The 24,063-nt window shown below is 74.6% G+C and carries 20 protein-coding genes; 12 read left to right on the top strand and 8 right to left on the bottom strand.

Translation table 11 applies throughout. The annotated features are described in order from the left end of the window. Positions 1-28: 28 nt before the first annotated feature. Positions 29-790 (bottom strand): dienelactone hydrolase family protein, encoded by a 762-nt coding sequence (locus ACFVXG_RS05175; RefSeq protein ID WP_387924473.1) that lies wholly within the window; start codon positions 788-790, stop codon positions 29-31. A gap of 93 nt (positions 791-883) precedes the next feature. Here ACFVXG_RS05175 and ACFVXG_RS05170 point away from each other — a divergent pair, with 93 nt between their 5' ends. After that, the gene (locus tag ACFVXG_RS05170) at positions 884-1,204 is read left to right on the top strand and encodes a DUF6191 domain-containing protein (RefSeq protein WP_387924471.1); all 321 of its coding nucleotides are present in this window, start codon (positions 884-886) and stop codon (positions 1,202-1,204) included. A 40-nt stretch (positions 1,205-1,244) separates the two neighbouring features. Here the strand turns inward: ACFVXG_RS05170 and ACFVXG_RS05165 are convergent, their stop codons facing one another. Next, complete coding sequence (locus ACFVXG_RS05165) at positions 1,245-2,051, bottom strand: iron-sulfur protein (RefSeq protein ID WP_387924469.1); 807 nt, start codon at positions 2,049-2,051, stop codon at positions 1,245-1,247. Between the two features lie 319 nt (positions 2,052-2,370). Between ACFVXG_RS05165 and ACFVXG_RS05160 the strand changes: the two genes are divergently transcribed. The 10 genes from ACFVXG_RS05160 to ACFVXG_RS05115 all read left to right on the top strand — a co-directional run bounded on the left by ACFVXG_RS05160 (position 2,371) and on the right by ACFVXG_RS05115 (position 14,693). Next, a complete protein-coding gene (locus tag ACFVXG_RS05160; RefSeq protein WP_350504262.1) occupies positions 2,371-3,336 on the top strand; it encodes an iron ABC transporter permease in 966 nt (321 codons plus the stop codon). A 26-nt stretch (positions 3,337-3,362) separates the two neighbouring features. Next, positions 3,363-4,376 carry a FecCD family ABC transporter permease gene (locus ACFVXG_RS05155; protein WP_387924875.1) on the top strand — a complete coding sequence of 338 codons (1,014 nt, stop codon included), beginning with the start codon at positions 3,363-3,365 and terminating at the stop codon, positions 4,374-4,376. Then, positions 4,376-5,281, top strand: a complete 906-nt coding sequence (locus tag ACFVXG_RS05150) for an ABC transporter ATP-binding protein (protein WP_387924467.1) — start codon at positions 4,376-4,378, stop codon at positions 5,279-5,281. The genes ACFVXG_RS05155 and ACFVXG_RS05150 overlap by 1 nt, the downstream gene beginning before the upstream one ends. Positions 5,282-5,333: 52 nt before the next feature. After that, positions 5,334-6,332 carry an ABC transporter substrate-binding protein gene (locus ACFVXG_RS05145; protein ID WP_387924465.1) on the top strand — a complete coding sequence of 333 codons (999 nt, stop codon included), beginning with the start codon at positions 5,334-5,336 and terminating at the stop codon, positions 6,330-6,332. A 198-nt stretch (positions 6,333-6,530) separates the two neighbouring features. Further along, positions 6,531-7,730: an acetyl-CoA carboxylase biotin carboxylase subunit family protein gene (locus tag ACFVXG_RS05140; protein ID WP_387924463.1), complete on the top strand. Its 1,200-nt coding sequence runs from the start codon at positions 6,531-6,533 to the stop codon at positions 7,728-7,730. Continuing rightward, positions 7,727-9,463, top strand: a complete 1,737-nt coding sequence (locus ACFVXG_RS05135) for an IucA/IucC family protein (RefSeq protein WP_387924461.1) — start codon at positions 7,727-7,729, stop codon at positions 9,461-9,463. Before ACFVXG_RS05140 ends, ACFVXG_RS05135 begins: the two co-directional genes overlap by 4 nt. After that, positions 9,463-10,656, top strand: a complete 1,194-nt coding sequence (locus ACFVXG_RS05130; protein ID WP_387924459.1) for an MFS transporter — start codon at positions 9,463-9,465, stop codon at positions 10,654-10,656. Before ACFVXG_RS05135 ends, ACFVXG_RS05130 begins: the two co-directional genes overlap by 1 nt. After that, entirely contained in the window at positions 10,653-12,431 is a 1,779-nt protein-coding gene (locus ACFVXG_RS05125) for an IucA/IucC family protein (protein WP_387924457.1), read from the top strand. Before ACFVXG_RS05130 ends, ACFVXG_RS05125 begins: the two co-directional genes overlap by 4 nt. Continuing rightward, a complete protein-coding gene (locus ACFVXG_RS05120) occupies positions 12,428-13,660 on the top strand; it encodes a type III PLP-dependent enzyme (protein ID WP_387924455.1) in 1,233 nt (410 codons plus the stop codon). Before ACFVXG_RS05125 ends, ACFVXG_RS05120 begins: the two co-directional genes overlap by 4 nt. A gap of 235 nt (positions 13,661-13,895) precedes the next feature. Next, the gene (locus tag ACFVXG_RS05115; protein ID WP_387924873.1) at positions 13,896-14,693 is read left to right on the top strand and encodes an inositol monophosphatase family protein; all 798 of its coding nucleotides are present in this window, start codon (positions 13,896-13,898) and stop codon (positions 14,691-14,693) included. A 74-nt stretch (positions 14,694-14,767) separates the two neighbouring features. Here ACFVXG_RS05115 and ACFVXG_RS05110 read toward each other — a convergent pair whose 3' ends face one another. The 4 genes from ACFVXG_RS05110 to ACFVXG_RS05095 form a co-directional block, all read right to left on the bottom strand. Next, a complete protein-coding gene (locus ACFVXG_RS05110; RefSeq protein WP_387924453.1) occupies positions 14,768-16,282 on the bottom strand; it encodes a pyridoxal phosphate-dependent decarboxylase family protein in 1,515 nt (504 codons plus the stop codon). Continuing rightward, positions 16,279-17,775, bottom strand: coding sequence for a diaminobutyrate--2-oxoglutarate transaminase (locus tag ACFVXG_RS05105; protein ID WP_387924452.1), 1,497 nt, complete (start codon positions 17,773-17,775; stop codon positions 16,279-16,281). Before ACFVXG_RS05105 ends, ACFVXG_RS05110 begins: the two co-directional genes overlap by 4 nt. A gap of 244 nt (positions 17,776-18,019) precedes the next feature. Beyond that, entirely contained in the window at positions 18,020-18,745 is a 726-nt protein-coding gene (locus ACFVXG_RS05100) for a response regulator (protein WP_387924450.1), read from the bottom strand. Further along, a complete protein-coding gene (locus tag ACFVXG_RS05095) occupies positions 18,742-20,541 on the bottom strand; it encodes an ATP-binding protein (RefSeq protein ID WP_387924448.1) in 1,800 nt (599 codons plus the stop codon). The genes ACFVXG_RS05100 and ACFVXG_RS05095 overlap by 4 nt, the downstream gene beginning before the upstream one ends. A 185-nt stretch (positions 20,542-20,726) precedes the next feature. Here ACFVXG_RS05095 and ACFVXG_RS05090 point away from each other — a divergent pair, with 185 nt between their 5' ends. Then, entirely contained in the window at positions 20,727-22,115 is a 1,389-nt protein-coding gene (locus ACFVXG_RS05090) for a cation:dicarboxylate symporter family transporter (RefSeq protein WP_387924446.1), read from the top strand. 111 nt (positions 22,116-22,226) lie between these two features. Here the strand turns inward: ACFVXG_RS05090 and ACFVXG_RS05085 are convergent, their stop codons facing one another. Together ACFVXG_RS05085 and ACFVXG_RS05080 are read right to left on the bottom strand one after the other, a co-directional pair. Continuing rightward, positions 22,227-23,192 (bottom strand): hypothetical protein, encoded by a 966-nt coding sequence (locus tag ACFVXG_RS05085; RefSeq protein WP_387924444.1) that lies wholly within the window; start codon positions 23,190-23,192, stop codon positions 22,227-22,229. Positions 23,193-23,368: 176 nt separating this feature from the next. Then, the gene (locus ACFVXG_RS05080) at positions 23,369-23,962 is read right to left on the bottom strand and encodes an RNA polymerase sigma factor (protein WP_387924442.1); all 594 of its coding nucleotides are present in this window, start codon (positions 23,960-23,962) and stop codon (positions 23,369-23,371) included. Positions 23,963-24,063: the final 101 nt, after the last annotated feature.

Genomic DNA, 24,063 nt, shown 5'->3' with positions numbered 1-24,063 from the left:
CGAACCCGGCGGCCAGCGAACCCGCGGACTACGCAGGCAGGTTGCGCTTCAGCAGGTCGAACAGCGCCGACCAGTGCCGGGCGTCGCCGACCGCGTCGTAGCGGGTGGTGTCGGCCTGGGTGAAGCCGTGCCCGGCGCCCTCGTACAGCTCCGCCCGGTAGCGGACCCCGGCGGCGGTGAGGGCCTCGTCGAGCCGGGCGATCTGCTCGGGCGGCATCGACTCGTCCTGGTCGGCGTGACCGAAGTAGAGCTCGGCGGTGACGCGTCCGGCTCCCAGGTGCGGGCTGTCCGGACGGTCGGTGGCGAGATGGCCGCCGTGGAAGGCCCCTACGGCGGCGATCCGGTCCGGGTGGGCGGCGGCGGTGCTCAGGGCCAGGTAGGCGCCGAGGCAGTAGCCGGTCGCGCCGATCGGACCGTCCTGGACCAGCGGGGACCCGGCGAACCAGGCCAGGAAGGCGCCCGCGTCCCGGGCGGCGATCTGCGGGTCCCTGGCGGGCCCCAGCAGCGGACCGAGCTGGGCGAAGATCTCGCCGCACTGCTCGATGTCGATCAGCTCGGGCAGTTCCACCAGCGGGGCACGGCCGCTTCGGTAGTACAGGTTGGGGACGAGGACGGTGTACCCGGCCTCGGCGATCCGGTCGGCCATGGACTTCAGGTGGGGCCGGAGCCCGAAGGCGTCCTGGTAGAGCAGTACGCCGGGGTGGGGCCGGTCGTCGTCGGGGTGGGCGAGGTAGGCGTCGGCGGTGCCGTCCGCCGTCGGAATGTCCACGAGGGTTCCGAGCACGGTCATGGGTGAGAGCTCTCCTTAGGGTCCGCGGGCAGCGTATCCGGTGCGGGACCGGAGCCGGGAACGCCGCTGTGGGGGTGAGGCGTTGGACCGGGCATGGGGCTGATCGTGGGAGTGGCGTGCGTGGTCGCGGCGGCGGTCGGGCTGGTGATACTGGCGGGCTTGCAGGTCCGGGCCGAGGCCTCACCGCGCCGTCGGGAGCGCGAACCGGGGGTCGGGGTCGGCGGCGGTGGCGGCATCCTGGACGAGATGCACGCGATGTTCAGCCCGGGCAAGCGGATCCAGGTCGAGCAGAAGCGGGAGCAGGCGTCACGCCGGGACGACACCCAGGCCGGGGCGCCGCCGCACTTCGGGGTGGACCTGGACCGGGGCGTGGCGGTGCTGCGACGGCCGGATAGCGACGGCGCGGAGCGGTAGACGGGCCTGCGGAGCGGTAGACGGGCTTGCGGACCGTCCGTCAGAACCGACGCAGCCGCTCCTCGTCGGAGGTGCGCGGGCAGGTCAGACAGGCGAGGGCCTCGGGCTTGACGGCGTAGTAGAGGCAACAGCCGAGCCGGGTGCGGGTGTGGTGGTCGCGGCCGTCCGGGGTGCGCAGCCGGCGGAAGTCGGCGGCTCCGGGCAGCGGCAGGGTGCCACCGGGCAGCAGGGCCCCGGCGGCGGCGACGGCGGCGTCCTCCGCCTCGGCTCCGCCGAACTCGCCCTCGGCGGTGGCGTCCTGGGCGTCGAGCATCCGGCCCAGGTACCAGACGGCGGAGGCGAGGTCGTCGGTCACCATGCCCCAGAGCGCGCGGTCGCGGCGCCGGGTCGGCCCGGCGAACACGGCGAGCACCGGTTCGAGGTGGGCGACCACGGCGGCCCGCAGTTCGGCGCGCAGTTCGTCGTCGCCGGGGAGGGTGACGTACCCGCGCGGGCGCAGCGCGAGGTCGCCGGTGGGGGCGTGCAGCCAGAGGTCGACCGGGTCGACGGCGGGGACCCGCCGGGCGAGGTGCCAGGGGCCGGCGATGAGCAGGCAGACGGACCAGGCGTAGTGGTGGAGCAGCCGGGAGGCGGTGACGTGCGGGCGGGGTGCGCGGCCGTGCTCGGCGGCGATGCGGGCCTCCGCGCCGGCCAGGACGGCGGCCAGCGCCCGTTCGTCGGTGGCGAGTCGGGCGCCCGAGTACCACTCGTCGGCGGCCGGGGGGTCGGGTTCGGCGGGGTCGAGCAGGTGCAGCCGGAGCGCGGGGCAGAGGTCGCGCAGCCGCTCGTAGTCACCGGTCAGGGCCACCGGCCGCTCCTCGGGACGAGCGGAGAAGGGCGGGCCGCAGTCCGGCGGGGCACAGTCCGGCGCGACGGGCAGGGGTGTTCCGGGGACCATCGGCACTCCCGAGATCGACTCCGAGTGATCGTTAAGGTGAGGCTCACCTTACAATGCCTCAGGGAGTACACCGACCACCCGGCCGCGAAGCCGGGTGTGACGTACGACCAATGGCACGATCTTGACGAATTTAGGCAAACCTAACCTAAGATGTCGACTCGTGCTGAGAACCGACCCGCCTGCCACCACAACCCCGGCGACGCCCCGTCCCGCGGCGCTCCAGCGGCCGCTGCTGCTGGTCGCCGGTGCGGGCGCGCTCGTGCTGTGCGCCGCGCTGAGCCTGGCGCTGGGCTCCCGCTCCATCCCGCTGTCCACCGTCCTCGACGCCCTCACCGGCGCCGCCCACGGCGGGGACGCCGATGTGGTGACGGGCCTTCGGGTCCCGCGCACCCTCATCGGACTGGCCGTCGGGGCCGCGCTCGGCGTCGCCGGGGCGGTCGCCCAGGGCGTCACCCGCAACCCGCTGGCCTCCCCGGTCACCCTCGGCATCAACGCCGGCGCGAGCCTCGCCGTGGTCGCCGCGATCTACGCGCTGGACCTCTCCCGCCCCTCCCAGTACGTCTGGTTCGCCTTCGCCGGCGCGGCCGTCGCCGCCGTCGCCGCGTACGCCATGTCCCGGCGCGGCGGGGACCTCGACCCCGTCCGGCTCGCGCTCGGCGGCACCGTGCTCACCGTGGTGCTCACCTCCTGGACCTCGGCGCTGATGCTGGCCAGTCACCGCACCCTGGACGAGGCCCGGTTCTGGCTGGCCGGCTCGATCGCCGGCCGGCACCTGGACACCCTCACCCCGGTGCTGCCGTTCCTGGCGATCGGCCTGGTGGCCGCCTTCGCGATCTCCCCCGCGCTCAACGCGCTGGCCCTGGGCGACGAGACCGCCCAGGCGCTGGGCGTGCCGGTGGCCCGGATCCGGGTGGTCGGCGGACTGGCCGTGGTGCTGCTCGCGGGCAGTGCGGTCGCCGTCTCCGGACCGGTGGCGTTCATCGGACTGGCCGCGCCGCACCTGGTCCGCACCGTGCTCGGCAACGACCACCGCTGGCTGCTGCCCGGCTGCCTGATCACCGGCCCGCTGCTGCTGCTCGCCGCCGACGTGCTCGGCCGGCTCGTGGTGCAGCCCTCCGAGATCGAGGTCGGGATCGTCACCGCCTTCCTCGGCGCGCCGCTGCTCGCGGTGCTGGCCCGGAAGGTGGCCAAGTGAGCGCGCGCAACGGGCGAACCGCCGCGATGGGCACCATCGGCCGCCGCCGGGCCCGTACCGCCGCCTGGTCGCTGCTGGCCCTCGCCCTGCTGGTGGTGCTGACCGGCATCGCGCTCGGCACCGGCCAGGTGAGCATCTCCGCCTGGGACGCGCTGCGCGCCCTGTTCGGCCAGGGCCAGCCCGGCGACGTCCTGGTGGTGCAGCAGTTCCGGGCGCCGCGCGTGGTGTCCGCGCTGATCGCGGGCGCCGGGCTGGCGATGGCCGGCTCGATGCTGCAGCGGCTGTTCCGCAACCCGCTGGCCGCCCCCGACACCATCGGCATCACCGGCGGCGCCTCCTTCGGCGCGGTCCTGATGCTCGCCACCGGGGCCTCGCAGCAGCTGATCCCGGTGGCCGCGGTCGGCGGCGGGCTGCTCGCCGCGCTGCTGCTCGGCGGCTTCGCCTGGCGCTCCAGGATGGCCGTCACCCGGCTGGTGCTGGTCGGCCTGGCGGTCCAGCAGGGGCTGGCCGCCGCCGTGAACCTGATGATCGTACGGTTCCCGGCCGAACTGGCCTCCTCCGCGATGCAGTGGACCACCGGCTCGCTGTACGGGCGCAACTGGACCGAGGTGTGGATCGGCGGCACCGCCATCGCCCTCACCGCCGGCGCCGTCCTGCTCTGCCAGCGGCGGGTCGCCGTCCTCGACCTCGGCGACGAATCGGCCGGCGGCCTCGGCCTCAACCCCGCCCGGGACCGGCTCTGGCTGCTGCTGCTCACCATCACCCTCGCCTCGCTGGCCGCCGCCCTCACCGGTCCGGTCGCCTTCGTCGCCCTCGCCGTCCCCCACCTGGTCCGGCTGCTCGCCGGGCCGCCGACCGTCGGCACCCTCGGCCTCACCGCGCTCACCGGCGCCGTGCTGCTGCTCGCGGCCGACCTCCTCGTGCTGCACGTGATCCCCGTCCACGGTCTGCCGGTCGGTGCCGTCACCGCCACCCTCGGCGCGCCCTGGCTCCTGGTGCTGATGATCCGCCAGGGCCGGCTTCCCCAGAGGAGCAGCTGATGACCAGCGCCACCGACACGTCCGCCGGCACCCGCACCGGCACCGCCCCCCGTACGGACGCCCACCGGCTCGCCGCCCACGGCCTCGGGCTGCGCTACGGCGACCGGACCATCGTCGACGGGCTCGACCTCGAACTGCCCGGCGGCGCCGTCACCGCGATCGTCGGACCGAACGCCTGCGGCAAGTCGACCCTGCTGCGCGGCCTGGTCCGCCTGCTCGGCCCGGCGGCCGGCACCGTCACCCTGGACGGCGCCGACATCCACCGGATGCCCGCCCGCACCCTCGCCAAGCGGATGGGCCTGCTCCCGCAGCAGCCCGTCACGCCGGAGGCGGTCACCGTCGAGGCACTGGTCCGGCTCGGACGCTACCCGCACCAGCGGATGCTCAGCCCGTGGTCCAAGGCCGACCAGGCCGCGGTCGAGGAGGCCCTGCGGCGCACCGGCACCGCCGACCTGCGCGACCGGCAGGTCGACCGGCTCTCCGGCGGACAGCGCCAGCGGGTCTGGATCGCACTCGCGCTCGCCCAGGAGACCGACCTGCTGCTGCTCGACGAGCCGACCACCTTCCTCGACCTGCGGCACCAGCTCGACGTGCTGGACCTGGTCGCCGACCTGCACGCCGAGGCCGGCCGCACCGTGGTCATGGTGCTGCACGACCTCGGGCAGGCCGCGCGGTACGCCGACCACCTGGTGGTACTCAAGGACGGGCGGCTCGCCGCGGCCGGTCCGCCCGCCGAGGTGCTGACGGCCGAGCTGGTGGAGGCCGTGTTCGGCGTGCCCTGCCGGGTGGTGCCCGACCCCGAGACCGGCACTCCGCTGGTCGTGCCGCGGGCCCGGGTGCGCGGCGGTGCCGCCGCTGCCGCGGCTGCCACTGCCACCGATGCTGCCGCCGTCCCCGGGGCCTGAGGCCCTACCCCCCTGTCCCGTATCCCCGTTCGCCCCGATCCAAGGAACTCCGATGAACCGCCGACTCCCCGTCGCCGTCCTCGCCGTCACGCTGTCCGCCACGCTCCTCGCCGCCTGCGGCAGCACCGGTGACGGCGCCAAGTCCGGTGGTGACTCCGGCTCCTCCACCGCCTCGGCCGGCACCGCCGCCGGGTTCCCGCGCAGCGTCAAGCACGCCGCCGGGACCGCCCAGATCAAGTCCCAGCCCAAGCGCGTCGTGGTACTGGACAGCGGCGAGCTGGACGACGTCACGCTGCTCGGCATCACCCCGGTCGGCGCGGTGTCCCCGCACATGAAGACCGAGGGCGGGTTCCCGAACTACCTCAAGGACAAGATCAAGGACACCAAGGACGTCGGCCCGATGAACGAGCCGAACCTGGAGCTGATCGCCTCCCTCAAGCCCGACCTGATCCTCTCCTCGAAGGTCCGGCACGCCAAGGTGTACGACCAGCTGAACGCGATCGCGCCGACCGTGCTGGCCGAGACCACCGGCTTCCCGTGGAAGGACAACCTGGCGCTGTACGCCCAGGCGCTCGGCAAGGAGGACGAGGCGAAGAAGGCCCTGGCCGACTACGAGGACCGGGCGCACAAGCTGGGCGAGGCGATCAAGGCCAAGTACAACGGGACGATGCCGACCGCCTCGGTGGTCCGCTTCGTGGCCGGCCCGACCCGCCTGTACGCCAAGGCCTCCTACAGCGGCGTGGTGCTCAAGGACGTCGGCCTGACCCGCCCGGCCTCGCAGGACGTGGACAAGAACATCATCGAGGTCAGCGCCGAGCAGGTCAGCCAGGCGGACGCCGACCTGGTGTTCGTCACCACCGCCGACGACCCGTCCAAGACCAAGGAGAGCGAGGTCCAGCAGACCCCGGTCTGGCAGGGCCTGAACGCCGTCAAGAACAACAAGGTCTTCACCGTGCCGGACGAGACCTGGATGTCCGGCATCGGCGTCCAGGCCGCGGACGCGATGCTCGTCGACATCGCGAAGGCGGCGGGCGTGGACGCGCCCAAGTAGCCGTCGGCCGCCGCCCGTCGCTGCCCGCCGCCGCCCGGTGCGCGGGGCGGCGGACCGCGGACCACGAACAGCCGACGGCGAACAGATTTCAGAATTCAGATTTCAGCGTTCAACTTTCAGATAACAGATAACAGATTTCGAACTCTGTCATCTGTTCGCCGTCCTTCGTCCGTCACCACGCCTCCGAGGACACTCCCCATGCGGCTCTACCTGCTCGCCCTCAACCCCACCGACTCGGTCACCCGCGGCTTCCTGCCCGCCGCCGCCCGGCTCGGACTCGACGTCACCGTCCTCACCGACCACGTCGAAGCCCACCAACGCGCCTACGCCGGAGCGGAGTTCACGTGCGAGGTGGTGGAGTGCGACGTCCAGGACTTCCGCGAGGTGATCGGGCTGATATCCCAGCACCACGCGCCGGCCGCGGTGTTCAGCAACAGCGACCACCTGCAGACCCAGACCGCCCTGGTCGCCGAGTACTTCGGCCTGGCCGGCAAGGACTGGAAGGCCGCTCTCCGGGCGAAGAACAAGGGTGAGCTGCGCCGCCACCTCGCCGAGTGCGGACTGGACGCGGTCGAGTCCGCCGAACTGGCGCCCGGGCAGGACCCGAGCGGCCTCACCCCGTCGTTCCCGTGCATCGTCAAGCCGCGCGAGGGCGTCGCCAGCGAGGACGTCACGCTGGTCGCCGACGCCGCCGAACTCGCCCAGCGGGTCAAGGAGATCCAGCAGCGCCGCCCCAACGCCACCCTGGTGGTCGAGGAGTTCCTGGCCGGCGAGCTGTGCACCCTGGAGACCCTCGGCGACGGCCGGACCCGGCACGTCCTCGGCGGCTTCCGCACCCGCCTCTCCCCGCCGCCGGACTTCATCGAGGAGGTGCTGACCTTCACCCCGGAGCACCCCCGGCCGGTGGTCGACCAGGTGCTCGCCCAGCTCGACGCCCTCGGGGTCGGACTCGGCGCCTGCCACACCGAGTTCGTCCTCCAGGCGGACGGCCGTGCCCGCATCATCGAGGTCAACTACCGTGCCATCGGGGACCAGTGCGACCTGATGCTCGCCGAGATCCTCGGCATCCCCTACTTCGAGCTGGTGCTCCGCGCCCACCTCGGCGAGGAGCTCCCCGCCGACCTGGGTGCCCGCCGCGACCAGCGCGCCCGCCACGAGCGCGTCTGCGCGGAGCGGGCCGGCACCCTGACCGCGGCCCCCGAGCCGTACTTCGAGCGACGGGCCGACGGCGTCACGCTCTCCTACCTGCCGGTGCGCGAAGTCGGCGCCCGGCACGAGCTCTACCGCACCAACCGCGACTACCTGGGCATCGTCTGGGCGGTCGGCCCGGACCAGGACGCGGTGGACGGCGCCGTGGCGGCGTTCATCGCCGCCAACCGCTGGGAGATCACCTCATGACCCCGGCCGCGCCTTCCCCCGCCTCCTGCGCCCTCACTTCCCGCGCCCCCTCCCCCGGCACCCCCGCCGAGCAGCTCACCCTGCGCGTGCTGTCCGCGCTGCTGCGCGAGGACGTGCTCGGCCTGCGCACCCGCGGCGCCCTGGAGCAGCGCCCCGACGGCCCCTGGCTGAGCGACGGCTCGCTCGCCCTCCCGGTCACCCCGGACGGCTTCCAGGCCGACCACGCCGCCCGGCTGCCGGAGCTGGAGGTGGACGGCGTCCGCCTCACCGACCTGCCCACCGTCCTCGCCCGGCTGGCGGAGCGCGCCGATCCCCTGGACCGCCCCGGCCACCTGGCCTTCGCCGAGGAGTGCCGGCAGACCCTCGCCACCATGGAGCTGCACGACCGGGTGCTGCCCGAGGTGCACGCCGAACTCGCCGAGCGCTACGGCAAGGACGTGGCCGACTGGACCGGCCCGCGCGCCTCACTCGGATTCGAGGCCCTCGCCGCCTTCCTCGACCACCCGGTCTACCCGACCGCGCGCGGCCGCTCCGGCCTCACCGAGGAGCAACTGCGCTCCTACGCGCCGGAGTTCCACCCGAGCTTCGAACTACGCTGGCTCGCCGTCCCGACCGGCCTGCTGACCGTACGCGGCGACGGCCCGCTGCCCGCCTGGTGGCCGAGCGCCGAACAGCTTGGCGTACCGGGCGAGTTCCTGACCGTCCCGGTCCATCCGCTCACCGCCGACGAGGACTTCGCGAAGATCGCGCCGGGCGCGGTGCTCGCCCCGGAGCCGTACCTCACGGTGCTGCCGACGCTGTCCATGCGCACCGTCGCCGTGGCCGAGGACCCGTCCTGCCACCTCAAACTGCCGCTCGCCACCGCGACCCTGGGCCTGCGCAACCGGCGCACCATCAAGCCAGTCACCCTGGTGAACGGCGCGGTCGGGCAGCGCCTGGTGGAGACCGTCGCCGCCCGTGAACCGCGCTTCGCCGGGCGGGTACTGCACGCCGACGAGCAGCACTACGCCCACGCCGAGGACGAACTGCTCGCCGTACTCCTGCGCCGCTACCCGGACGGCCTGGACGGGGCCGTCACCGTCCCGCTGGCCGCCCTGCTCGCCGAGGCGCCCGACGGCAGGCTGGTGATCGACCACCTGGCCGACCGCTTCCACCGCGGCTGCGTCCCCGCGCTGTACGAGGAGCTGCTGCGGCTGCTGATCGACTGGCAGACCACCCTGTTCGGCCACGGCATCGCCCTGGAGTCGCACCAGCAGAACACCTCGCTCGTCCTCGACGACACCGGCCTGCGGCTGCTCTACAAGGACAACGACGGCCCCCGGATCAACACCGCCCGGGTGGGCGCCTCCCGGATCGCCGAACTGGCCGCACTGGTCGATGAGTTCCGCGACCCGCGGATCCTCGCCGAGCAGGACCGCGCGCTCACCGACCTGTTCACCACCATCACCGGCCACCTGTGCACCGCCTCGCTCGCCTTCGGCCTGGCCGCGCACGGCCGGGTGCCGCTGGAGCGGAGCCTGGAGCTGCTGCGCACCGTGCTCACCGAGGCGGTCGACCGGCTCGGCCCGGCCGGACAGCCGCTGCGCACCGACCTGTTGGACGCCGAACGCCTGCCGGTCAAGGCGATGGTGAGCGCCGGGAGCCTGCTCAGCAAGGAGCGCAGCGGCGCCGCCGACATCAACAAGCACTACACCGACGGCCCCAACTACCTGCTGCCGAAGGACCGTTCGTGATGACCACCGTCGACGCCGAGCCGCGGCCGCGGCCGGTCGGCGCCGTCGGACTGGACCGGCGCCAGGTGCACGCGGTCGCGGCCTGCTACTTCGTCGCCTCCTTCGCCGCCCTCGGCCTGCCGCCCTACCTCACCGAGATCCTCCCCGGCCTCGGGGACCACAGCGGCCACTGGGCCGGTCTGCTCTACGTCGTGCCGACCGTCTTCACTGCCCTCGGGGCCCCGCTCTGGGGCCGGCTGGCCGACCGCTTCGGGCAGAAGCGGCTGCTGCTGCGCGCCCAACTCGGCCTCGCCGTCTCCTTCCTGCTGGCCGGAGCCGCCGACAGCCTGCCCGCGTTCACCGCCGCGTTGGTCCTCCAGGGCTTCCTCGGCGGCACCTTCTCCGCCACCAACGGCTACCTGGCCGCGGCCCTGGACGGCTCCCAGCTGTCCAAGGCGCTCACCCTGATGCAGGGCAGCGCCCGGGCCGCGCTGGTCGCGGCGCCGATCCTGGTCGGCGCGCTGTCGCCGTGGATCGACCCGCACCGGCAGTACCTGGTGATGGCGGCGCTGCCGCTGACCGCCGCGCTGCTGCTCAACTCCCTGCCGGAGCCGGTCCGTCCGGCCGTCACCCCGGTGGGCCGCGAGGCCGCCCCGGCCGACCCGCCGGGCTCGCTCAGGCTGCTCTACACCTTCGAGTTCGCCTTCGTCTTCGCCACCATCATCTCCTTCCCGTACCTGATCACCCTGGTCCAGCAGCGGCTGCCGGGCGCCGGCGGTACTGTCGCGGGCCTGCTGTTCGCGCTGCCGCACCTGGTCTACCTGGTCGGCGCCGGCCGGGTGCACGCCGCCGTCGAGGCGCGCCCCCGCAGCGGGCTGGCCCTCGGCTTCACCCTGGTCGCCCTCGGACTGGCCGGCCACGCCCCCGCCCATTCACTGCTCACCTTCGCCCTCACCCGGGCGGTGCTCGGACTCGGCATGACCATCGGCCTGGTCTGCCTCGCCGTCCTCGCCGCCGAAGCCGCCCGCGGCCGCGCCCCGGGCCGGATGTTCGGCACCCGCGAAACCGTCTCCAAGTGCGGTGCCGTCGCCGCCGGTCTGGCCGCCGCGCTCGCCAACGGCAGTGGCGGACCGGCCGCCCCGGTCGTCACCGGCACCGTCGCCGCACTGGCCGCCGCCCTGCTCGCCCTCCTGACCCGTAGGAGTCCCCGATGACCGCCCGGCCCACCACCCTCCCCGCCGCCCTCGCTGCCACGCTCGCCGGCACGCCGTCGACCACGGACCCCGCCGAACTGCCCGGTGCCGACGAGGCGGTGGCGCACACCCTGCTCAACTGCCTGCTGCGCGAGGTGTCGGCCCCCGAGCACCAGACCGCCGTCGACGACGGTCACCTGCTGCTGCGCCTGCCCCGCCGCGGCACCCTGCTGCGGGTCGCCCTGCGCCGCACCTCGCTGCTCGGCGCGCACCGGTTCACCGGCCCGGCGCACGAGGAAACCCCGGACGGCTGGCGGGAGTTGGGCTGGCGCGAGCTCGCCGGGTACGCCCAGGACGAGCTGGAACTGCGCACCGGCACGGTGAACGAGGAGTTCCTCGACCAGGTGGCGTCCAGCCACCAGGGCGTCGGCGCGGGCCTGGCCGACCGCCCGGCCGCCGGGGCGGACCGCTACCTGGAGTCGGAACAGGCCCTGCTGTTCGGCCACCGCTTCCACCCGGCCCCCAAGTCCCGCTCCGCCGCCCGGGGCGACTGGCGCCACTACGCGCCCGAGTCCCGCGCGGCCTTCCCGCTGCGCCACCTGGCCGTGCGCGCCGAGCTGCTGGCCGAGGAGTCCACGGACCAGGGGGCGAGCGCCGTACTGGACGGCCTCGGCGAGGTGCCGGACGGCTACCGGCTGCTGCCCGCCCACCCCTGGCAGTACCAACTCATCGGCGACCACCCGCTGTTGCGCGCGGCCATGGCCCGCGGCGACGTCCTCGACCTCGGCCCGCGCGGCGAGCGCTTCGCCGCCACCGCCTCGGTGCGCACCCTGTACGGCGCGGACGCCTTCCTCAAGTTCAGCCTCAACGTCCGCATCACCAACTGCCTGCGCAAGAACGCCGCCTACGAGCTCACCGGCGCCGTCCGGCTCACCCGCCTGCTGGACCCGGTGCTGACCGACCTCGCCCGGCGCTTCCCGGACGCCGCGATGCTGCGCGAGCCCGCCTTCCGCACCCTCGCCCTGCCCGGCGCCGACGGCCACCCCGACCGGGCGCTGTTCGAGGGCTTCGGCCTGATCGTGCGCGAGGGCTTCGGCGGTCTGCTGCGGCCCGGCGTCACCCCGCTGCTGGCCGGCGCCGTCGCCGACGAGCACCCGACCAGCTCGGCCCACATCTCCCGCCTGCTGGAGGGGAGTTCGGACGGCGCGGCGGCCCTCGACTGGTGGCGCGCGTACCTGCGACTGCTCCTCCCGCCGGTCCTGGCGGCCTACTTCGACCACGGCGTGGTGCTGGAACCGCACCTGCAGAACGTGCTGATCGGCGTCGACGCCGCCGGCCTTCCGGCCCAGGTGCTCTTCCGCGACCTGGAGGGCACCAAGCTCGTCCCCGAGCAGAACGCCGGACTGCTGGCCGCCCTGCCGCCCGAGGTGGCCGGCCCGATGACCTACGACGCCGAACGCGGCTGGGACCGGGTGGTCTACTGCCTGCTGGTCAACCACGTCGCCGAGCTGCTCGCCGCCCTGGCCGACCGCCACCCGGAGCTGGAGGGCGCGCTCTGGCAGGCCGTCCGGGACTCCCTGGAGGAGTACGCCGCCGCGCACGGCCGCCCGCCCCGACTGCGGGCGCTGCTGGCTGGCGTCCCGCTGCCCGCCAAGGCAAACCTGCTGACCCGCTGGGAGCGCAAGGCCGACCGCGAGGCCGGATACGTCCGGCTGCCCTCCCCGCTGGCCGGCTCGGTGCTCGCCGAGGCCGCCCGCATGACCGCCCACCTTCCGACCGGGAGCGCCGTCCGATGAGCAACACCCCGACCACCGACATCCCGGTGAACGGCACCGTCCGGCACCACGTCGCCTCCCTCGCACCCGAGCAACTGCCCGCCTACGTCTACGATCTGGCCGCACTGCGCGAGCACGCCGCCGCCGTCCGGGCCGCGCTGCCGGAGCGGGTCGAGCTGTACTACGCCGCCAAGGCCAACCCGGAGGCGCCGCTGCTGACCGCGCTGCGCGCGGCCGTCGACGGCTACGAGGTGTCCAGCGGCGGGGAGTTGGCGCACGTACGGGCCGCCGTGCCGGACGCTCCGCTGGCCTTCGGCGGTCCGGGCAAGACCCCCGCCGAGATCCTCGGCGCCGTGGACGCCGGGGTGCACCGCTGGCACGTCGAGAGCGAGCAGGAGCTGCACCGGCTCGCCGCCGTCCTGGCGGAGCGCCCGGCGGCGGTCGTGGACGTCCTGCTGCGGGTGAACCTGCCGGTGGTCACCGACGCCCTGGACGCCGTACCGCTGGCCATGGGCGGGCGGCCGACCCCCTTCGGGCTCGACCCGGACCGCGCCGAGGAGTGCGCCCGGCTGCTCACCGACGGTGGTCCGCTCGGGCGCCGGCTTCGCCTGCGCGGGGTGCACGCCCACCTGGCCAGCGGGCTGGCGGCCGAGGAGCAGCTGGCCGTCGCCGAGCAGATCGTCACCTGGTCGGCAGAACTGGCCGAGCGGCACGGCTTCCCGCTGACCGAGGTCAACATCGGCGGCGGGATGGCGGTGGACTACGACGACCCGGCGCACCGCTTCGACTGGACGGCCTTCGGCAAGGGACTGGCCGAGCTGCTCGACAGCCACCCCGGACTGACCCTGCGGATCGAGCCCGGGCGGGCGCTCACCGCCTACTGCGGCTGGTACGCGACCGAGGTGCTGGACGTGAAGCGCAGCCACGGCGAGGACTTCGCGGTGGTCCGCGGCGGCACCCACCACCTGCGCACCCCGGCCACCCGCGGGCACTCCCAGCCCTTCGCGGTGCTCCCGGTGGACGCCTGGCCGCACCCGTGGCCGCGTCCCGCGGTCACCACCGGACGGGCCACCCTGGCCGGGCAGTTGTGCACCCCCAAGGACGTCCTGGCCCGGGCGGCGGACGGCGCGGCGGGCCTGCGGACGGCGGACCGGGTGCTGTTCGCGATGGCGGGCGCGTACGGGTGGAACATCTCGCACCACGAGTTCCTGATGCACCCGCGCCCCGGGTTCCACTACCTGGGTGGCTGACGGGCGGCAGCCGGGCGGCTGAGGAACGGCCGACGGCGAGCAACCGGACAGTCGACAGCCGAACAACCGACGGAGAACAGATGACAGATTTCGAAATCTGTCATCTGTTCTCTGTTATCTGTTAGCTGTCATTCGTCAGCGGTCCGCGGTCAGCCGTCAGCGCCCCCGTCCGCCGACACCCCCTCCGCGCACTCGTGCGAGAGTGGTAACCGGCGAAGGGAGCGCGAACGTGCTGATGGACAAGGTGGCGGAGATACTCGCCGAGGCCTCGGCCGAGGCGGTGGAACCGCGCTTCCGGGCGCTGACCGCCGGCGAGGTGATGGAGAAGGCGCCCGGCGAGATCGTGACGATCGCCGACCGCGAGGCCGAGGCGATCATCGCCCGCCGCCTGCACGAGCTGCTGCCCGTCCCGGTGGTCGGCGAGGAGGCCGTGGCCGCCGACCCGGCGCTCGCCCTGGCCATCCACGACGAGCCCGCCGTCTGGCTGGTCGACCCGGTGGACGGCACCTCCAACTTCGTCGCGGGCCGCCCCGACTACGCCGTGATGTGCTCCCTGGTCCGCAACGGCCTGACCGTCGCCTCGTGGATCTGGCAGCCCGCCACCGCGACCGCCTACCGGGCCGAACTGGGCTCCGGCGCCTGGCGCGACGGCGAACGCCTCACCCGCCCGCCGGCACCCGCCTCCGCCGCGAAGCTGACCGGCATCCTGAAGAGCCGCTTCCTCGCCCCGGAGGAACGCCGCCGTCTGGAGTCCCACTGCTCGGCGTTCGGCGAGATCTCCCCCGGCCGCAGCGCCGCCGGGATCGAGTACCCGGACCTCGTCGAGGGCCGGACCGACTTCATCTTCTACTGGCGCACCCTCCCCTGGGACCACGCCCCGGGTTCGCTGCTGCTCTCCGAGGCCGGCGGCGTCGCGGCCCGCCTGGACGGCTCCCCCTACCGCCCCGAGGCCCCCGGCTGCGAGGACGGCCTCCTGGTCGCCGCCGACCCCGACACCTGGGAACTCACCCGCGGCATCCTGCTGGACGACTGACCGCACCCGCACGACCGGCCGCACCGCACGACCGGCCGCGCCCACCCCACCCCCCGTCGGGGCCGGGCGCACCGCTACCCCGCCCGCTCCCCCGCCACCTTGCGCCCCGCACCGACCACCTCGCGCAGCAGCGCCCCGACCTCCCCCGCCGTCGTGTGCGGGTTGAGCAGCGTGAGCTTCAGCCGCACCCGCCCCGGCCCCTCCCCCGGCAGCTCGGTGCGCCCGACCACCGCACGCCCGGTGCGCAGCAGCAGCCGGCGCAGCTGCCCGTTCAGCTCGTCCACGGCGGCCTCGTCCGTCAGTCCGGGCGGCCGGTAGCGGAACAGCAGTGCGGTGAGGACGGGTTCGGCGTGCAGTTCGAGCGAGGGTTCGGCCCGGACGACGTCCGCGGCGGCCAGCGCCAGGTCGTGGCAGGCGTCCACGAGCCGGCCGAGCCCTTCGCGGCCGAGGGTGCGCAGCGTGACGGCGAGCTTGAAGGCGTCGGCCCGCCGGGTGGTGCGCAGCGAGCGGCCGAGCAGGCTGGGGTAGCCGGCCCGCTCGTCGTCGACGGGGTTGAGGTACTCGGCACGCCGGGCCAGCGACACGTACGTCTCGGCCCGTCGGACCAGGAAGACCCCGGCGGCCGCGGGCTGCCAGCCGAGCTTGTGCCAGTCGAGGGAGACGGAGTCGGCGCGGGCGATGCCGTCGAGCAGTGGGGCGAGCCGGTCGGAGAGCAGCGCGCCGCCCCCGTACGCGGCGTCGACGTGCAGCCAGGCGCCGTAGCGGCCGGCCAGGTCGGCGGCGGCGTGCAGCGGGTCGACGGCACCGGTGTCGGTGGTGCCGGCGGTGGCGACGACGGCGATCGGGGTGCGTCCGGCCCAGCTGGCCTCGGCCAGGGAGCGCTCCAACTCCTCCGGGGGCATGCGCAGTCGGCGGTCGACGGGGACGGCGAGGACGGACCGCTCGCCGAGTCCGAGCAGGGCGGCCGCGCGCTGGACGGAGAAGTGGGCGGCCTCGGAGGCGAGGATGCAGGGCCGGGCGCCGGCCGGGATGCCGTCCAACTCGACGATGCCGTCGAGCTTCTGGTCGCGCGCCAGCATCAGGCCCATGAGGTTGGACTCGGTGCCGCCGGAGGTGAGCACCCCAGCGGCGCGCGCCGGGTCGTAGCCGACCAGGGTGGCGAGTTCGGCGAGCAGCGCGGTTTCCAGGGCGGTCGCGGCGGGGGCCTGGTCCCAGGAGTCCTGGGAGGGGTTGAGCGCACTGACCGCGAGGTCGGCGGCGGCCGCGACGGCGAGCGGCGGGCAGTGCAGGTGGGCGGCGCAGGCCGGGTCGGCGGGGTCGGCGGCGCCGTAGGCGAGCAGTTCGGTGAGCCGGGCGAGCGCGCCGCGTCCTCCGGCGCCGGCGAGTCCGTCCGCGACCAGGGCGGCGATCTCGGCCGGGCTGCCGGCGGGCAGCGGTCCGGAGCGCAGGGCGGTGCCGGTGTCGAGGGCGTCGAGGACGGTGGCCAGCAGCGGGCCGAGTGCCCCGGGCCCACCGGCGCCGCCCGCGAGGGCGTCCAGGGCGCCGCCCTCGCCGGGCAGTTCGGGCGCCGCCCCGGAGCCGCCGGTCACGCCCCACCCCGCGCCGTCGAAGCCGGGACCGACCCCGGGACCGAAGCCGGACCCGACCCCGGGCCCGCCGACGACGCCGCAGCCGAGGCCGGAACCGCCCCCCGCCCCGGGTCGGAGGCCGCCGCGATCGCCTCCGCCAGCCGCTCCAGCACCGCCGCGACCTGCTCGTCGGTGATGGTCAGCGGCGGCAGCAGCCGCAGCACCGCGTCGTGCCGCCCGCCGAGTTCGACGATCAGCCCGCGCGCCAGGCAGGCCTCGCGGACCCGTACGGCGAGCGCGGGATCGGCCGGCCGGGCACCGCAGGCGTCGGGTTCGGCGTTCGGGTCGACCAGTTCGACCCCGATCATCAGCCCGCGCCCGCGCACGTCGCCGATCGCGGGCAGTTCGGCGGCGAGTTCGCGTAGCCGGGCGGTGATCCGCGCGCCCGCCACGGCCGCCCGCTCGGCCAGTCCGTGCGCGGCGACGTACCGCAGGGTGGCGGCCCCGGCGGCCATCGCGAGGGTGTTGCCGCGGAAGGTCCCGGTGTGAGCGCCGGGCCGCCAGCCGTCGTAGTCCTCGCGGTAGACGACGACGGCGAGCGGCAGGCTGCCGCCGATGGCCTTGGAGAGCACCATCGCGTCCGGGACGATGCCGCTGTGCTCGACGGCCCACATCGCGCCGGTGCGCCCGACGCCGGTCTGCACCTCGTCCACGATCAGCGGGATGCCGCGCTCGGCGGTGATCCGGCGCATCTCGCGCAGCCAGCCGTCGGGGGCGGGCACGACCCCGCCCTCGCCCTGGACGGCCTCCAGGATCATCGCGGCGGGCGGCACCACGCCGCCGGAGGGGTCGTCCAGCAGCCGTTCGACGTAGGTCGCGCCGAGTTCGGCGCCCGCCTCGCCGCCGACCCCGAACGGGCAGCGGTAGCCGTACGGGTAGGGCAGCCGGACGACTTCGCCGCCGCCGGGCAGCGGCTCCTTGACGGCGACGTTGCCGGTGAGCGCGAGGGCGCCGGCCGTCATGCCGTGGTAGGCGCCGGTGAAGGCGAGCGCGCCGGAGCGCCCGGTGGCGGTCTGCATCAGTTTGAGGGCGGCCTCGACGGCGTCCGTGCCGGCCGGTCCGCAGAAGTGCACCCGGGCGCTGGAGGCGAACCCGGGGGGCAGGCTCTCGAACAGCGCGCTGGTGAAGTCGTCCTTCTCGGCGGTGGCGAGGTCGAGCAGGTGCAGCGGGGCGCCGCTGTCGAGGGTGCGGCGGATCGCCTCCAACACGACGGGGTGGTTGTGGCCGAGGGCGAGCGTCCCGGCGCCGGAGAGGCAGTCCAGGTAGCGGCGCCCGTCGGCGCCCTCGACGGTCATGCCGTGGGCCCGGACCGGGACGATCGGGAAGGAGCGGGCGTACGTCCGGGCGGCGGACTCGCGGACGCGCTGGCGGCGCAGGATGGCCTCACCGGCGGGCGGGGCTCCGGCGGCGGTGGCCCCGGAGGCGGCCTGGGCGGGTACGGCGGCGAGCGACAAGGCGAACCCCCAGAAGAAGTTAGGTAAGCCTAACTTTATCGCCCTTGACCTGCCGGAATGCCTCGGGGGCACCCAGAACCACCCGAGTGAGTGAACCTCCCCCGGTACCACCCGCGCCGCCCCCGCGTGGTCCAACGAGCGGGGGCGCCGGAAGGTTACGGGCGACGAGCGCCGAAGGTCGCCGGGCGACGCCCCCTGAAGGTCGCGCCGACACCCGAAGGTCGCGCCGGAACCCGAACCGGCGTCAGCGCCCCTTCCACCGGTAGCAGAGCTCCGGCCGCCCGACGCTCCCGTACTGCGGCTCGCGCACCGCCCGCCTGGTGTCCACCAGGTGCTCCAGGTAGCGCCGCGCGGTGATCCGGGACACCCCGGCGGCCGCGCCGGCGGCCGCCGCCGACAGCCCGGTCGAGGCCTCCCGCAGCACCGAGGCCACGGCGTCCAGGGTCGGCGCGCTCAGCCCCTTCGGCAGCGAGTTGCGCTCGGGCGTGCGGAGCAGGGCGAACGCCTGGTCGACCTCGTCCTGGCCGGTCGCCTCGCCGGTGCGCCCGAGGCTGTCGCGGTAGCGGGCGTAGCGCACCAGCCGGTCGTGCAGGGCGGCCGCGCTGAACGGTTTCAGCAAGTACTGCACGACCCCCGCCGACACCGCCTGCCGCACCATCGCGAGGTCACGGGCCGAGGTGACGGCGATGACGTCGGTGGCGTGCCCGGCCGCGCGCAGCGTGCGGCACAGCTGGAGGCCGTGGCCGTCCGGCAGGTAGAGGTCGAGCAGAGTGAGGTCGACGGGCGTCCCGGCGGCGCGGGCGCGCTCAAGGAAGCGCAACGCGTCGGCGCAGCTGTGCACCGTACCGACGGCGCGGAAGCCCGGCTCGCGCTCGACGTACAGGGTGTGGGCGGCGGCGGCCACCGGGTCGTCCTCCACGACCAGGACGGCGATCCCGCTCCGGGCGGCCTCCGCCGCGGTGTCGCTCACGCCGGAGCCCCTTCCTGCTCCTGGGCCCGCTCCTGGGCCTGCTCAGGCCCCCCGGCCCACTCGGGCCCGCCGACCCGTTCAGGCTCCCCTGCCTGTTCCTGCCCCCGCGCCCGGCCGCCGGTCAGCGGCAGCCGCACGGTGAGCACCGCACCGCGGTCGCGCCCGACCTCGACGGTGCCGCCGTTGCGCCGGGCGGCCTGGGCGACCAGCGCCAGGCCCAGCCCGTGCCCGCGGCCGTCCTGCTTGGTGCTCCAGCCGCGCCGGAACACGTCCTCGACGGCGGCCGGGTCGATGCCCGCGCCGGTGTCGGCGACCCGCAGCAGCAGACAGGCGCCCCCTCCACCAGCGCCGCCCCGACCATCCTGACCGCCCTCGCCGCCGTCGATCCGTGCGGTGACGGTGACCTCCGGCGCACCCGGGCTCTGCGCGGCCCCGGCGATCGCGGCGTCCACCGCGTTGTCGATCAGGTTGCCGAGGACGGTGATCAGGTCCCGTGCGGAGAGCCCGGGCGGCAGCAGCCCGTCGTCGATCCGGCTGTCCTCGGTGAGGGTCAACTCCACGCCCCGCTCGGCCGCCTGGGCCGCCTTGCCGAGCAGCAGCGCGGCCAGCACCGGCTCGCCGACCGCGGCGACCACCCGGTCGGTGAGCTGCTGGGCGAGGGCGAGTTCGGCGGTGGCGAACTCCACCGCCTGTTCGTGGCGGCCGAGTTCGATCAGCGAGACGACGGCGTGCAGCCGGTTGGCGGCCTCGTGCGCCTGCGCCCCGAGCGCCTCGGTGAAGCCGCGCACGGAGTCCAACTCACCGCTCAGCGACTGCAGTTCGGTGTGGTCGCGGAGGGTCACCACCCGGCCGAGGCCGGTACCGATGGTGGAGGTGTTGAGCACCACGACCCGTTCGGCGGTCAGGTGTACCTCGTCCCGGACCGGCTCCTCGCCGAGCACGGCCGCCACCAGCGCCTCCGGCAGCCCCAGTTCCGCCACCGGGCGACCGTCCACCTCGCCCTCCAGTCCGAGCAGTTCGCGGGCCGCGTCGTTGCACAGCACGACCCGGTGCGCCCGGTCCAGCAGGACCAGCCCCTCGCGCACCGAGCGCAGGGTCGCCTGGTGGTACTCGTAGAGGTGGCTGAGCTCGGCCGGCCCCATGCCGTGGGTGTGCCGGCGCAGCCGGGAGTTGGCGAGGTAGGTGCCCACCCCGCCGACCGCGAGCGCGGCCACCGCGACCCCGACCAGGGCGAGCAGCGGTCCGCTCAGCTGCTCGGAGATCGAGTCCAGCGTCAGCCCCACGCTGACCAGCGCGACCACCCGGTGCTGGTCGTCCCACACCGGGGTGACCACCCGCACGGAAGGGCCGAGCGTGCCGGTGTAGGTCTCGCTGCGGGTCTGGCCGGCCAGCGCCCAGTCGATGTGCCCGAGGTAGCGCTTGCCGATCTGCTCGGGCAACGGGTGGGTCCAGCGCACCCCGTCGGTGTCCATGACGGTGATGAAGGAGACCTTGACCTCCTGGCGCACCTGCTCGACGTACGGCTGGAGCACCGCGGTCGGATCGGGCCCGGCGACCGCGGAGCGGACGGACGGGGAGTCGGCGACGGCGTGGGCGACCGAGGTGACCTCGCGGCGGGCCGCGTCCTCGGTCCGCTCGGCGGTGAACAGGTACGCGAGCACCGCGCCGCCCGCGACCACTGCGGCGACGATGACCACCTGGACGACGAACAGCTGCCCGGCCAGGCTGCGGACCAGCCGGCGCGGCAGGGGGAACCACCGGCGACGCGAGCGGGTGGGGGCGGTGCTCACGGACATGCCTGCCAGTGTGCACCACCGCCCCGGGCGCTCCGGGGCCGCCGGACCACCCCCGACCCCGCTCTCATTCCCGCTCCCCCGTGAACTCTATGAACGCAAACGTGACCTCCGTCACTCCCGGAGCCCATAGTTCGGAGCGGCCCACCACCCGGGGCCACCAGGACTGCACGGCGAAGGAGCCGCAGATGTCGATCACCGAGACCGCCACGGCGGGGGGACCCAGACGCAAGGACCGGACCCACTACCTCTACCTCGCGGTGATCGCCGCGGTGATCGCGGGCGTGGTGGTCGGACTGGCCGCCCCAGGCTTCGCCGTGGAGTTGAAGCCGATCGGCACCGGGTTCGTCAACCTGATCAAGATGATGATCAGCCCCGTGATCTTCTGCACCATCGTGCTGGGCATCGGCTCGGTCACCAAGGCGGCGAAGGTCGGCAAGGTCGGCGGCCTCGCCATCGGCTACTTCCTCGTCATGTCGACCATCGCGCTGGCCATCGGCATGGTCGTCGGCAACCTGCTGGAGCCCGGCGGCGGCCTGCACCTGACCGCCGCGCTCGCCAAATCCGGCCACGCCCAGGCGGCCGCCGGCGGCGCCCAGTCGACCACCGACTTCCTGCTCGGGATGATCCCCGACACCCTGTTCTCGGCCCTCACCCAGGGCAAGGTGCTGCAGACCCTGCTGATCGCGCTGCTGACGGGCTTCGCCCTCCAGGCGATGGGCCCGGTCGGTGCCCCGGTGCTGCGCGGCGTCGAGCACCTGCAGCGACTGGTCTTCCGGATCATGTCGATGATCATGTGGGTCGCGCCGATCGGCGCCTTCGGGGCGATGGCGGCGGTGGTCGGCGCGACCGGCGTCGACGCGCTGAAGAGCCTCGCCGTGATCATGATCGGCTTCTACGTCACCTGCGCGCTGTTCGTCGTCGTGGTGCTCGGCGCGCTGCTGCGCCTGGTCGCCGGGGTGAACGTGTTCGCGCTGCTCAAGTACCTCGGGCGCGAGTTCCTGCTGATCCTCTCGACCTCCTCCTCCGAGAGCGCGCTGCCCCGCCTGATCGCCAAGATGGAGCACCTCGGCGTCAGCCGCCCCGTCGTCGGCATCACCGTGCCGACCGGCTACAGCTTCAACCTCGACGGCACCGCGATCTACCTCACCATGTCCTCGATCTTCATCTCCGAGGCGATGGACAAGCCGATGTCGATCGGCGAGCAGATCTCGCTGCTGGTCTTCATGGTGATCGCCAGCAAGGGCGCGGCCGGGGTCACCGGCGCCGGGCTGGCCACCCTCGCGGGCGGACTGCAGTCGCACAAGCCCGCACTGGTGGACGGCGTCGGCCTGATCGTCGGCATCGACCGGTTCATGTCCGAGGCCCGCGCCCTCACCAACTTCGCGGGCAACGCCGTCGCGACCGTGCTGATCGGGCACTGGACCGGCGAACTGGACGCCGAGCGCGCCCGCCGGGTGCTGGACGGCGAGCTGCCGTTCGACGAGCTGACCCTGGTCGACAGCCACGGCGGCGCCCCCGCACCGGAGGCCATCCCCGCCCGGGACGCCGCCCCCGCCGCGGCCGCCACCGTCTGAGCGGCCCCACGATTCCCCCGGTCCGGCGCCAACCACCTTCCCCCGGAAACGGCGCCGGGCCGGGGGCTCCGCGTTCCCGCTCCACCGGACCCGACGACACTCACCCCCCGGTCAGAACTCCCGGGAGCCGCTGACCGCCCAGGCCACCCCACTGGCCGGGTCCTCCAGCGCCACGTGCAGATGACGCAGCCCGGCGGTCGGCTCCTGCCAGGTGAAGCAGCGCATCCGGGCCACCAGGGCGTCCACCTCGGGGCGGTTCGGCCCCTCCGCCCCGGCCATCGCGCCCAGCGCCCGCCAGAGCCGCAACCGCCCGTGCGCGCAGCCGTGCGTCCGGCCCACCGCGGCGGCCTGCACCAGCGCCGGATAGGCGAGCGCGAACGGCAGGAACCCGCCAACCACCCGCCGGGCCCGGGACAGCACGGCGGCCGCCAGCGGAGCCGGACCGCGAACACAGACCACCTCCGCCCAGGGCGCCAGCGCGGCCAGCTCCGCCAGTCCCCGGGTCACTCGCTGACCGCCCGGCCGGGCCGCCGACCGCGGCAGGTCGACCCCACCGAGGCCCTCCCGACTGGCCGGCAGGGTCAGCACCGCGCTGCGCGCTCCCCCGCCGGGCAGGTACTCGCGCACCCGCGCGGCCTCGTCCCAGCCCGCCTTCTCCCAGGACTCCAGGCGCAGCGGCACGCCCTCCGGATCGGGCTCGGCCCCGTAGGAGAGGTCCTCGCCGAGCAGCACCCGGGTGTGCGCGACCAGCCGGCGCACCGGGGCCGGACCGAGCAGCGGGGCCAGCCGCAGCCAGGAGTGGCGGGTCGCCAGCACCTCCCAGAGCGGGCCGGCGTCGTGGTCCCCCGCTCCGGCGAAGGTCCCCGCGCCACCGTCCGCGTCGAACAGTCGGACGGCCAGCTCGGGCGGCGCCGCGTAGGCGATCAGGTGGCCGAGCGGCGCGGTCAGGGCCACCGCGGCCTGCTCCCCGGCCTGCACGACGGCGGCCGCCCGGCCCTGCCGGTAGGCGGCGAGCAGCTCGGGCCAGCGGCCGTCCTCGGCCAGGGCGCGGACGCTGTGGTCCTCGTACGTGATCACGATTTTCAGCGTACGGGCCGGGGTGGCGCATCAGCCGACTTGCCGTCGGCTCGGTGCGTCGGGCCCGGCGGCCCGCCCGTACCGGGAGGGCCGGACCGGCGAGGATCGGCGCGGGCGGACCGGCGCGGACCAGCTCGGGCGGACCGGCGCGGACCGGGGCGGGGCCGTGCGGGCCGTCAGGGGTCGTGGCGGCGCTCGCGCTCCAGGACGGCGCGCAGCCGGCCGTGGGCGCGGCGACGGGTGACGGCCAGGGTGCTGCGGTGCAGGCCGAGCAGCTCGGCGGCCTCGTCGACGGAGTAGCCGTCGAGGTCCACCAGCACCACGGCGCGAGCCTGCTTGACGGTCAGGAAGCCGAGCAGGCGGACCACCTCCCAGCGCGCCTGGAGCTCGGCCATTCCACCGGGCGACGGATCGAACGCCGGCCGGCCGCCGCCCGCGGCCTCGGCCGACTCGGGCAGCTCGCGCAGCGCCGCCCGGCGGCGCTCCCGGCGCCACTGGTCGCGCAGGATGTTCGTCATCGTGGTGAACACGTAGGCGTACGGCTGCGGATGGCCGAGGAAGCGCTCCGGGCGGCGGGCGATCCGCAGGTACGCGTCGTGGACGACGTCACCGGCGGCGAGCGGGCTCCCGGTGAGCATCGCGGCCGCCTGCTGGAGTCTGGGCAGGAGTTCGGTGAACACCCGGTTGAAGTCCGCGGATTGGTGTTCCGTCGGCCCCGGACAGAAGTCCTTGTGCCGCCCTTCCGTGTACCGCCCGCTGCATTCCGCCATGCCGTTCTCCCCGGAAATCGGCATCCTGAACACCCAGTTGGGGCCTGTCGCGACCCCAATCGGACATGTTGTGACACAGGTCACATCATAGGCCGCCCTTT

Source organism: Kitasatospora sp. NPDC058162 (assembly GCF_042884005.1).
Lineage (GTDB): Bacteria > Actinomycetota > Actinomycetes > Streptomycetales > Streptomycetaceae > Kitasatospora.
This window is presented reverse-complemented; position numbering and strand designations above follow the sequence as displayed.